We start from the raw sequence: 11,078 nt of genomic DNA on the forward strand, positions 1-11,078 counted from the left end.
AGTGAGCAATCTCCAGTTGAACGATCGCGGTATTGCACCGCTGCTTGTTCAATCGACCGCTTCTACCCACGGCCAGATCATGCCGCCCGCGAATAAGCTTTGTCAAGCATGCGATCAAAATTCCGGCATTTCGATTGTGTGTCTATTGCGAGTCCATGGTCCATGGCCGGTAGAGCCCGCTCCTGCCGCCGCCGATTTACACGTCTATTTCATTCGGCATCCATATCTTTTGCGCCGATTTCTCGCTGCCACTCAAGCGTTACCTCCTCCAGCAGCGCCAGAAAACGCTCCAGCGCCGGCAGCGTGTCGTCGCGGCGCACCGAGGCGTATAAATCGGCGTTGACGCCGCGCTCGTCCAGCCGCACGAACACGACGTTCTCGCGCGGCGTGGTCGATAGCGATTCGGGCAGAATGCTCACGCCCACACCCGCGCCGACGAGGCTCAGCACCGTCTCGGGATCGATCGACTCGTGCAGCACGCGCGGCTGGAAGCCGTCGCGCACGCAGGCCGCGAGCACGTCGCGAATGATCGGGCTTTGCGTGTTGAGCAGCACGAACGCGTCGCCGGCGAGCGCTTTGAGCGCAATGCGGCGGCGCTTCGCGAGCGGATGCTCGCTGGGCAGCGCGACGCGCAGCGGCTGCGGGTATACGCGGATCGAGCGCAGCTCGGCGCGCGTCGCGGCGCTGCACGCGAAGCCCACATCGATCTTGCCGGCGACCAGCGCTTCCTGTTGCTGCTCGGGCAGCAATTCGTGCAGCGTCCACTCGACCTCGGGATTGTGCTTCTGGAACAAATGCATCGTGCGCGGCAGCGGCCCGTACATCACCGAATTGATGATGCCGATGCGGATATAGCCTTCGAGCCCGTCCGCTACGCGGCGCACGAGTTTCTCGACCGAATCGCAATCGCTCACGATGCTGCGCGCGCGCACGAGCAGCGCCTCGCCCGCGCGCGTGAGCCGCGCGCCGTGGCGGCCGCGCACGAACAAGGTCACGTGCAGCGAGTCCTCCAGCGCCATGATCTGCTGGCTCAGCGGCGGCTGCGAAATGTGCAGGCGCTCGGCCGCACGACTGAAATTCCCCTCCTCTGCAACCGCAATGAAATACCGCAACTGCCTTAAATCCATATGAACCTCGTATCGAATGGATTCCTAAATCGTATTTCACATATCGATTCTGTGCACATAGGCTTTACCCACATGACGGAAATAGGCTGCGGCCAATGCTTCGGTAAATCAGTTAATCGATTAATCGAAACGGCGCACTACGCCAATGCGGCGTTCAGGAGACGACATGACAAAGTTGAACGTGAACGGCGCCGACCACGCGGTCGATGCGCCGCCCGATACGCCGCTGCTGTGGGTGCTGCGCGATACGCTGCACCTGACCGGCACGAAATTCGGCTGCGGCATGGGCCTGTGCGGCGCGTGCACCGTGCACCTCGATGGCGTGGCGGTGCGCTCGTGCCAGTTGCCGCTCGGCGCGGTCGCCGGCAAGCGGATCAAAACCATCGAAGGGCTCGGCAAGCCGGAAGCGCTGCACGCCGTGCAGGCCGCGTGGCGCGACGAGGACGTGCCGCAATGCGGCTACTGCCAGTCCGGACAGATCATGTCGGCGGCCGCGCTGCTCGCGACAAACCACAATCCAAGCGACAGTGACATCGACGCCGCCATGGCCGGCAACCTCTGCCGCTGCGGCACCTACGACCGCATTCGCCGCGCCATCCATCGCGCGGCCGTCGCGCTGCGCGACAAGGCGGCCGCATGAAGCGCTACGACGATCAAAACGGGCTCCAGGCCGCGCCCGCTTCGGGCAGCCGCCGCCGCTTTCTGCAAACGAGCGCCGCGCTCGCGGGCGGGCTGCTGCTGGAAATCGGCGGCGCGGGCATCAGCGTCGCGCAAGCGGCCACCGTCGGCGACAGCACCGCGGGCCGCTTCGCGCCGAACGCATGGGTGCGCATTGCGCCGGACGGCCAGATCTTTCTGGTCTGCCATAAATACGACAGCGGCACTGGCGTGAAGAACGCACTCGGCATGCTGCTCGCCGATGAACTCGACGCCGACTGGTCCCAGGTACGGATCATCCAGCCCGACGATCCGCTCGCGGCAGTCTATATACAGAAGCTGTGGGGCATGCACGCGACCGGCGGCAGCACCAGCGTGTCGTGGCAATGGGAGCCGCTCAGGCGTGCCGGCGCGACGGCGCGCGCGATGCTGGTCGCCGAAGCCGCGCAGCGCTGGTCCGTCGATCCGTCGACGTGCCAGACCGCGAACAGCGAAGTGATCCACCCCGCGAGCGGACGCCGCTTCAACTACGGCGAACTCGCCACCGCCGCCGCCACGCGCCCGGCGCCGCAACAGGTCACGCTCAAGCGCCCCGATCAATTCGTGCTGATCGGCAAGCCGCGCCGCAGCTATCGCGTGGTCGACAAGCTCACGGGCCGCGCGCAATACGCAATCGATCTGCAACTGCCCGGCATGCTCACGGCGATCGTGATCCATCCGCCCGTCGTCAATGCGAAGGTGAAGTCGTTCAACGCCGCCGAGGTGAAAGCGCTGCCCGGCGTGCGCGACGTGTTCGCGCTCGACATTCCCGAGGTGATCGCGCATTTCCGGCCCGATCATGCGCCCTCGCGCGTCGCGAACGGCGCGTGCCAGCCCGGCGTCGCGATCGTCGCCGATCAGTTCTGGAGCGCGCAGCGCGCACGCAAGGTGCTGAAGGTCGAGTGGGAGAACAGCGATCTCGCCAACTTCAGCTCGGACGCCGCGATCCGCGAGATGACCGAACACGTCGACGACCCCGGCAAGCAATCGAACGGCAAAGGCGATGCGAAAGCCGCATTCGCACAAGCCGCGCGCGTGGTCGAGGCGGTGTACACGATGCCGTACAAAGCGCACGCGCAGATGGAGCCGCTCAGCATCGTCGCGTGGGTAAAGCCCGATTCGGTCGACTATTGGGGCGGCCTGCAGGTGCCGTCGCGCTGCGCGCAAGCGGCCGAAACGATTGCAGGCGTGCCGCGCGACAAAGTCCGCATCCATCTGACCGAAGCCGGCGGCAGCTTCGGCGCGCGCGAAGGCCTGCATCAGGTCCTTGAAGTCACCGCGATCTCGAAGCGCGTCGGCAAGCCCATCAAGCTGCTGTACAGCCGCGAGGACGATATTCGCGGCACGTTCTATCAGAGCGCGAGCGTGCACAAGGCACGCGTCGCGCTCGACGCGAGCGGCCACGTGACGGGCTTCAGCCTGCGCGCGGTCGTGCCGTCGATCAAGGAACCCGACGACCCCGGCTTTCTCGCGAAATTCCCGGTCGACCCGAGCTGCACCGAAAGCATGCGCGCGGACTTCCATTACGACATGCCGGCGCTCGATCTAGCATGGGTGCGCCACGAACCCGGTTTCCCGATCTGGTGGTGGCGCGCGGTCAGCTTCGTGCCCAATGTGTTCGCGATCGAAAGCGCGGTCGACGAGACCGCGCATGCGGTGGGCCAGGACCCCATCGCCTATCGCAGCACGATGCTCGCGAGCCGGCCCGAATTGCGCGCGGTGCTCGAACGCGCGGCGACGCTCGCGCAATGGACGCCCCAAACGATTCACGACGCGGACGGCACGCGGCGCGGCATGGGCGTCGCGATCTACAACGGCTACGAGAGCTTCATCGCCATCGTCGCGGAAGTCGCGGTGAAGGACAACACGATCGCGGTACGCAAGGTCACCTGCGTGGTCGATTGCGGCATCGCCGTGGATCCGGGCTCGGTGCACCAGCAACTAGCGGGCGGTATTCACTGGGGCGTGAGCACCGCGCTCATGAACGCTGTGCACATCGAAAACGGCCAGGTCCGCGAGAGCAACTTCCACGACTACCCGGTGCTGCGCATCCATGAAGCGCCCGTCGTGCAGATCGAACTGATGCCGCCGACCGACCGCAAGCCGGGCGGTATCGGCGAACTTTCGAATCCGCCTGTCGTGCCGGCCATCGGCAACGCGATCTTCGCGGCGACCGGGCAGCGGCTGCGCGCGACGCCGTTCGCGCTTGCGTGAGCCTGAAAGAATCCGCTCGAATCCGCCTGAACCTGCCTGACCCTGCTTGAATCCGCTTAAACCTACTACACAGCAAGGAGACAACCCGATGTCCGCAGAACTCGATTCGGTACGACGCGAAATCGCTCCCGTCGACAGCGTGCCCAAACCGCCGCTGCTCGTAATGCTGGGCCTGCAGCACGTGCTCGTGATGTATATCGGCGCGGTGGCGGTGCCGATGATCATCGCAAGTGCGCTCAAGCTGCCGAAGGAGTCGATCGCGGTGCTCATCAACGCGGACCTGTTCACCTGCGGGATCGCGACAATCTTGCAGTCGGGCGGCATCTGGCGCTTCGGCGTGCGCATGCCCGTCATGCAGGGCGTTGCGTTCAGCGCGGTGCCGCCGATTCTCGTGATCGCGACCGCGCCCGGGCTCGGGCTGACCGCCGTGATTGGCGCGGTGATGGCGGGCGGCGTGATCACGATGCTGCTCTCGCCGGTGTTCGGCAGACTCGTGAAGTTCTTTCCGCCTATCGTGGGCGGCTCGATCGTGATGGTCGTGGGGCTGTCGCTGTTCCCGGTGGGCGTGAATTGGATCGGCGGCGGCAAGGGCTCGCCCGATTTCGGCGCGCCGCAAAATCTCGCGCTCGCGGCTTTCGTGTTCGTGATGATCCTCGCCATCAACCGCTGGCTCAAGGGCTTCTGGTCGAACGTTTCGGTGCTGCTGGCGCTCGCGATCGGCATGATTGTCGCGATCCCGCTCGGCATGGTCAATTTCCATGGCGTGGCCGAGGCGCCGCTGGTCGACATGATCCAGCCATTTTACTTCGGCATGCCAATCTTCGATCCGATCGCGGTGGCTACCATCGTCGTGGTGATGGTGATTGTCATGATCGAGTCGATGGGTCTCTTTATCGCGACCGGCGACGTAGTCGACAAGAAGCTCACCTCGGCCGACATGACGAGCGGGCTGCGCGCGAACGGCCTCGCGAGCGTCATCGGCGGGATTTTCAACGGCTTCCCGTACACGATCTATAGCCAGAACATCGGCCTGCTCGTCGTGACCGGCGTGAAAAGCCGCTGGGTGGCAGTGGCCGCGGGCGTGATCCTGTGCCTGCTCGGGTTGCTGCCGAAGCTCGCGACCATCGTCGCTTCGGTGCCGCTGCCGGCACTCGGCGGCGCCGCGCTGTTCATGTTCGGCGTGGTGACGTCGACCGGCGTGAAGACGCTTTCGCGCGTGGATTTCGAAACCAGCCGCCGCAATGTCTATATCGTCTCGGCCACGCTTGCGGTTTCGTTGCTGCCGACCTTTTCGCCCGCGCTGTTCGCGAAGCTGCCCGGCGCGATCCAGCCGATCCTGCACAGCAGCATCCTGCTCGCCTGCGTGACCTCCGTCGGGCTGAACCTGCTGTTCAACGGCATCCCGAAGGGCGACCCGCACGCCCATTCCGAACAGGATCCGTCGCTGGTTCTGGCCAAGCACTAAGCTAACCTCGCGCGGCCGCCTTGTAGCGGCCGCGCGGATGATCGTCTCCAGTGCCCACGCCTCCTGTGAACGCACTGTTCGGCCCTTGCCTTGCGAGGGCCGTTTTTTATTCCGGTGTTTGCGCTTGCGGCTCAGCCGCCTTCTGCGCATACGAAACGAAGACTTTGCGGCACGGCTCCACGACTTCCCAGGTGCCCTGAAAACCCGGCGGAATCACGAAGCGGTCGCCCGCGCGCAGCACCTTCTCCCCGCCGTGCGCATCGCGCACCACGCACACGCCGCTGAGCATCTCGCAGTACTCCGCCTCGTCGTAATCGACGGTCCACAGCCCCTCGGTGCTCTCCCAGAAGCCGCAACTGAATTGCCCGCACGGACTCAGGAACCGGTGCTTGAGCGTCTGAACGGGATTGCCCGCGAGCAGCAGCCCGCGCGGAACCCGGTATTGAGTGACTTCGCCCTCGTCCTTCATGAGGTCGACGATATGCGCGACGTTAAGCATCTTCTTTCTCCAAACTAGACTACGTTAAAACTGGCGGCGCAAAAGCGAACGCTAGCCCGCGCGCGCCGCTTCCATTCACAGTGCGTCCTGCATCGCGTTCCAGGTCATGGCGAGCGCGAACATCGGCTTGCGCAGCAGCGTACCGCCCGGAAAATCGCGGTGCCTGATCTTGCCGAACAGATCGAAGCGCGCCGCCTGCGCGTCGATAGCCTCGGCGATCAACTTGCCCGCAAGCGCCGTGACGTTCACGCCATGCCCCGAAAAACCCTGTGCGAAATACACGTCCGGCTCGATGCGGCCGAAATGCGGGGCGAGATTCATGGTCGCGTCGATGAGGCCACCCCACGCGTAGTCGATCTTCACGTCAGCTAGCTGCGGGAACGTCTTCAGCATGTCCCGCCGCATGGCCTCGCCGATCCCGTCCGGCAGGCGCGTCGAGCTGCTGGCGCGACCGCCCCATAGCAATCGCCCGTCGGCGGACAGCCGGAAGTATTCGAGCGCGTGATTGCAGTCGCAGATTGCCGCGTTGGCGGGCATCAGCGCACGCGCCCGCTCCTCGCCGAGTGGTTCGGTCGCAACGACGTAGGTCGCCACCGGCAAGATCTTGCGCGCCACGTCGGGCGCGAGTTGACCTAGCCATGCGTTGCAGGCAAGCACGACATAGCGGGCCTCCACCTTGCCGTTACCGCACTGAACCTCGTGCCCAGCGGCGGTTTTCTTCAAGGAAATTGCACAGGTATCCTCATAAATCCTCACACCTGCCCCGCGCGCCGCGCGCGCGAGCCCGAGCGCGTAATTGAGCGGATGCAGGTGGCCGCTATCCGCGTGATAGAGGCCGCCCAAGTAGCGCTGCGAGTCGACGTACCGCCCCAGATCTTCCCGCTCAACGTAATGGCAATCGCGATAACCGAAGCGCGACGCCAGTTCGTCGCGCCGGGCGCGCAACTCGTCGACATGGCGCGGTTTGTTGGCCGCGCTCAGAAAGCCCATCCTGAGATCGCAGTCGATGCGATACCGCTCGATCTGCTCGCGCACGATGTTGACGGACTCCACCCCCATGTCCCAGATACGCCGGACGTCTTCTTGCGGCATGTATTTGGCGAAGGTGTCGATACCGCACGAGTAGCCGGCGATCAACTGGCCGCCGTTGCGTCCGCTCGCACCCCAACCGATCTTCGACGCTTCGAGCAGCGCGACCGAGTAGCCGCGCGCGGCCAGGTTGAGCGCCGAGCACAGGCCGGTGAAGCCGCCGCCGACGACGCAGACGTCCGCGCGCACGTGGCCGGCAAGCGGCGCGTGGCGCGGCGCGTCATGGGCGCTCGCAGCGTAGTACGAGGGGACGTGTGATTGTTGCGTGAATTTGAGCATAGGCCACGAATCGAGGCGGACGGCTTTGTCCCCGGGGGACGCTGCCGTCCAAGCTGCATTAGAACGAGTAGATGAACTGCGCGCCCAACAGATCGTTCGATTTCGAATACGAACCGTCGGAATGCAGGAATACATGGTTGTTCGCCCAGTCGTGCCGGTACTCGACCTTCACGATGATCTTCTGCGTCGGGTAGAACAGCAGATCGAGGGCGACATCCTGGCGAACCGCGCCCTTGCACTCGAAGCCATAGCCGCCGCCGGCCTTCGAGTTCGCGAGACAGTCGGCGTCGATGCCAAAGCCGTTGTACGGATCCATGCCGTTGCCGTTGAGCCCGATGCCGCCGCCCCCGCCGCCGTTCTTCGTGTCCGCGAGCAGGTCGTAGCGCGCGGTCACGCCCATATGGCCCACGAGCGGCGCGTTGAACTTGCGGTGCGCGAGCAGTGAGAAGCCGTACCATTGCGCCTGGCCGCCGTTGAACGCGCCGTGCTGCTGCTGGCCATAATCGAGCTCGGCGTTGTACTGCACGTCGGCGAGCGTGTAGGTGGCGTCGGCCTCGGTGAAGAAGAACGTGCCGTACGCACTCGGCGCCGCGCCGCCCCAGCCGTAAGACGGCGTGCCCGTGGTCGGGTTGAATGCGCTCGGCAGGGTCTGCCGGGCGATCGTGAACGAGCCGCCCACGTCGAGCGCGCTGCCGTGCAGATAATCCACGCGTGCGCTGAACGCCGGCATCTTGTTGCTGTTCGTGATGGGGTCGCCCAGCGCGTTGACGCCGGTTTGCGTCACCGCGCCCGCGGTGCGGAACTGCTCGTTGGCGAGCAGGAACTTGAACGCCCACTGGTCGCTCGTATAGTTGATGCCCGCGCCGATCGAGCTGCCCGGATCCGAGAAGTCGAACAGCATGTTGTGCGTGAGCGTCAGCATCAGATTGGACTGCTGCATCTCATAGCCAGCCAGGCCTGGCATCAGGCCCGCCACCATCGCCCATTGCGAATTCAGCGGCACGGTCGCGAATGCGGTGTTGAGGATATTGAAGCCGCTGTCGCCGTGCTCGTTCATCATGAAGATGCCCGCGCCACGGTTCGGCATCAGCGACACCTCCACCGAAGGCGCGGTCGGCCCGACGCCGAAGGTCTTCTTGATATCGAGGTAAAGGTCGCCGATCGTGCTGTTGTAGTACTGGTACGCGTTTTCGTGATTCGCGAACAGGAACGAGGACGTTCCCTGGCCATGGTTATAGATGTACGACGGGTCGATATAACCCGTGATCGACAGACCCGCAATCGGCCCAGTGTTGGCCGCCTCGGTGAGCGAATCCACCTTGAGCTGCTGGTTCGCCATCTGCTGCTTCATGGCGTCCACGTCGTCATTGGTCAGCTTCGCGGGCTGCGTGCCGTAGTCGGGCGAACCGGCGTCGACTACCGGCGCAGCGGCGGGCGCAGCGGCGGGCGCTACCGCCTTCGCCTGTGCAGATGCTGCCTTGCCCTGCTGCGCATTGAGTTCGTGCTTGAGCGAACGCACCTCCTTCTGCAGCGCGTCGAGCTGCTTCTGCAACGCCTGCATCTGATCGCTGCTCGGGCTAGCCACGGCAAACCCCGGCAGCGCCCCGGCCAACAACACGCCTATCAGCTTCTTCCTCATTTCCTCTGTCCCCTTATGGTTCGCCAGCCGGCGAACGTTTTGTCGTCAAACTGTCGTCAAACGATGCGTTCCGGGCCATGAAGCGCCGTTGGCGCGGCGGCGGGCGCACGCGTGGCGCGCGCATCGGCACTTTCGTCGAGCCTGCGCGCACGGGCCGCATGGCGGCGCTCGCGGGCGAGCATCGCGCGGTTCGCCACGACCACGCCAATCGTTACCACCGTGATGAACAAGGTCGCGAGCGCATTCATTTCCGGATTCAAACCGAGCCGCACGCGCGAGAACACGACGAGCGGCAGCGTGGTGTAGCCGGGTCCCGAGAGGAACGCGGAGAGAATCACGTCGTCCACCGAGACCGTGAAGGACAGCAGCCAGCCGGAGACGAGCGCCTGCGCGATGAGCGGCAGCGTGATCACGCAGAAGACCTTGAAGGGCTTCGCGCCGAGATCGAGCGCGGCCTCCTCCAGCGATTTGTCGAGCTCCTTCACGCGCGACTGCACGATCACGGCCACGAACGAGAGGCAGAGCATGACGTGGCCGATCCAGATGGTGAGCAACCCGCGCTGGGCGGGCCAGTCGAACATCTGCTGCATGGCAACGAACAGCAGCAGCAGCGAGATGCCCTGAATGACCTCGGGAATCACGAGCGGCGCGCTGATCATGCCGGCGTAGAGCGTGTAGCCGCGAAAGCGACCCATGCGGGCGAGCACGAAGCCGGCCCACGTGCCGATGACCACCGAGGCCGTTGCGGTCAGCACGGCGATTTTCAGCGACAGTATGGCGGCGTTGATCAGTTCGTCATCCTGAAGGAGTGCACCGTACCAACGCACCGAGAATCCCGACCACACCGTCACGAGCTTTGAAGCATTGAACGAGTAAACAACAAGCGAGATGATAGGGATGTACAGAAACAAGAAGCCTATCGTGAGCACGCCCGTGGAAAGGGCTCGGTTGGGCCTGATCATTTGCCTTCCTCCAGTTCCTTGACCTGGTAGTACTGGAGCACGGCCATCGGCACGAGCAACAACAGCACCATCGTCACTGTCACGGCCGACGCCATCGGCCAGTCCATGTTGTTGAAGAACTCATCCCACATGACGCGGCCGAGCATGAGCGTGTTCGCGCCGCCAAGCAGTTCGGGAATCACGTACTCGCCCACGGCGGGAATGAACACCAGCAAGCTGCCCGCGATAATCCCGTTCCTGGAAAGCGGTAACGTGATGCGCGTGAATGCGACCCACGGCTTCGCGCCCAGGTCGTAGGCGGCTTCGAGCAGCGTGAGGTCCATCTTCACGAGGTGCGCGTAGAGCGGCATCACCATGAAGGGCAGGTACGAATAAACCATGCCGATATACACACCCGCGTCGCTGTGATAAAGGCGCAGCGGCGTGTGAATCAGGCCAATGGCCATGAGCGCGTGATTGAGCAGGCCGTCGTCCTTGAGAATGCCGATCCATGCGTAGACACGAATCAGAAACGACGTCCAGAACGGCAGCATCACGCCCATCATCAGCAGGTTGCGCGTGGCCGGATTCGAGCGCGCGATGAAGTAAGCGATCGGATAGCCGATCATCAGGCACAGCGCGGTGGAGACCGCCGCCATCTTCAACGAGCTGATATAGGTCGCCAGATAGAGGCTGTCCTGCAACAGGTACACGTAGTGCTTGAGTTGCAGCACCACGTGCACGGCGCCGTCTTGCGCCTGCAACATCGACGTATAAGGCGGAATGCCAAGCTTGAGCTCGGCGAAGCTGATCTTCAGCACGAGCAGAAACGGCAGCGCGAAGAACGCCAGCAGCCACAGATACGGCGCGCCGATAACGATCGCGCGGCCCGAGGGCAAAAAGCGCGAAAGCCCGGTGGACGAAGGAGTACTCATCTCGGCCTATCCCTTATTGCGTGAGCACAACGCCGCTGGCCGGCGACCACGAGACATAGACATCGTCGTTCCAGGCCGGCGCGCCCTCGTTCATGAGGTGCGAGCTGGAGAGGTTCGAGACGATGGTTTTGCCGCCGGGCAGGCGCACGTGATAGAGCGAGTAGCTGCCCATGTAGGCGACGTCGGTAACCACG

At 64.1% G+C, this 11,078-nt stretch carries 10 protein-coding genes; 3 read left to right on the forward strand and 7 right to left on the reverse strand.

The window, feature by feature from the left end; translation table 11 throughout:
- Positions 1 to 209: 209 nt before the first annotated feature.
- Complete coding sequence (locus tag HV773_RS32755; RefSeq protein WP_175198002.1) at positions 210 to 1,127, reverse strand: LysR substrate-binding domain-containing protein; 918 nt, start codon at positions 1,125 to 1,127, stop codon at positions 210 to 212.
- Between the two features lie 166 nt (positions 1,128 to 1,293).
- On the opposite strand from HV773_RS32755, the gene HV773_RS32760 reads away from it, so the two are divergent.
- From HV773_RS32760 to HV773_RS32770, 3 genes are all read left to right on the forward strand, one after another.
- The gene (locus tag HV773_RS32760; protein WP_175198003.1) at positions 1,294 to 1,767 is read left to right on the forward strand and encodes a (2Fe-2S)-binding protein; all 474 of its coding nucleotides are present in this window, start codon (positions 1,294 to 1,296) and stop codon (positions 1,765 to 1,767) included.
- Positions 1,764 to 4,037: a xanthine dehydrogenase family protein molybdopterin-binding subunit gene (locus HV773_RS32765; RefSeq protein WP_175198004.1), complete on the forward strand. Its 2,274-nt coding sequence runs from the start codon at positions 1,764 to 1,766 to the stop codon at positions 4,035 to 4,037. Before HV773_RS32760 ends, HV773_RS32765 begins: the two co-directional genes overlap by 4 nt.
- Before the next feature lie 88 nt (positions 4,038 to 4,125).
- Positions 4,126 to 5,502 carry a nucleobase:cation symporter-2 family protein gene (locus HV773_RS32770; protein ID WP_175198005.1) on the forward strand — a complete coding sequence of 459 codons (1,377 nt, stop codon included), beginning with the start codon at positions 4,126 to 4,128 and terminating at the stop codon, positions 5,500 to 5,502.
- Between the two features lie 106 nt (positions 5,503 to 5,608).
- On the opposite strand, the gene HV773_RS32775 is transcribed toward HV773_RS32770, so the two are convergent.
- From HV773_RS32775 to HV773_RS32800, 6 genes are all read right to left on the reverse strand, one after another.
- A complete protein-coding gene (locus HV773_RS32775) occupies positions 5,609 to 6,001 on the reverse strand; it encodes a cupin domain-containing protein (protein ID WP_175198006.1) in 393 nt (130 codons plus the stop codon).
- 75 nt (positions 6,002 to 6,076) lie between these two features.
- Positions 6,077 to 7,369, reverse strand: coding sequence for an NAD(P)/FAD-dependent oxidoreductase (locus tag HV773_RS32780; RefSeq protein WP_175198007.1), 1,293 nt, complete (start codon positions 7,367 to 7,369; stop codon positions 6,077 to 6,079).
- Between the two features lie 58 nt (positions 7,370 to 7,427).
- On the reverse strand, positions 7,428 to 9,008 hold the full coding sequence (locus tag HV773_RS32785; protein ID WP_175198008.1) for a DUF3138 family protein: 1,581 nt from the start codon (positions 9,006 to 9,008) through the stop codon (positions 7,428 to 7,430).
- 56 nt (positions 9,009 to 9,064) lie between these two features.
- Entirely contained in the window at positions 9,065 to 9,970 is a 906-nt protein-coding gene (locus tag HV773_RS32790) for an ABC transporter permease subunit (RefSeq protein WP_175198009.1), read from the reverse strand.
- Positions 9,967 to 10,884, reverse strand: a complete 918-nt coding sequence (locus tag HV773_RS32795; protein WP_175198010.1) for an ABC transporter permease subunit — start codon at positions 10,882 to 10,884, stop codon at positions 9,967 to 9,969. The genes HV773_RS32790 and HV773_RS32795 overlap by 4 nt, the downstream gene beginning before the upstream one ends.
- Before the next feature lie 13 nt (positions 10,885 to 10,897).
- Positions 10,898 to 11,078 (reverse strand): TOBE domain-containing protein (locus HV773_RS32800; protein WP_175198011.1); only part of this gene is annotated, 181 nt, incomplete at its 5' end.

Source organism: Paraburkholderia caffeinitolerans, from assembly GCF_902859945.1.
Lineage (GTDB): Bacteria > Pseudomonadota > Gammaproteobacteria > Burkholderiales > Burkholderiaceae > Paraburkholderia > Paraburkholderia caffeinitolerans.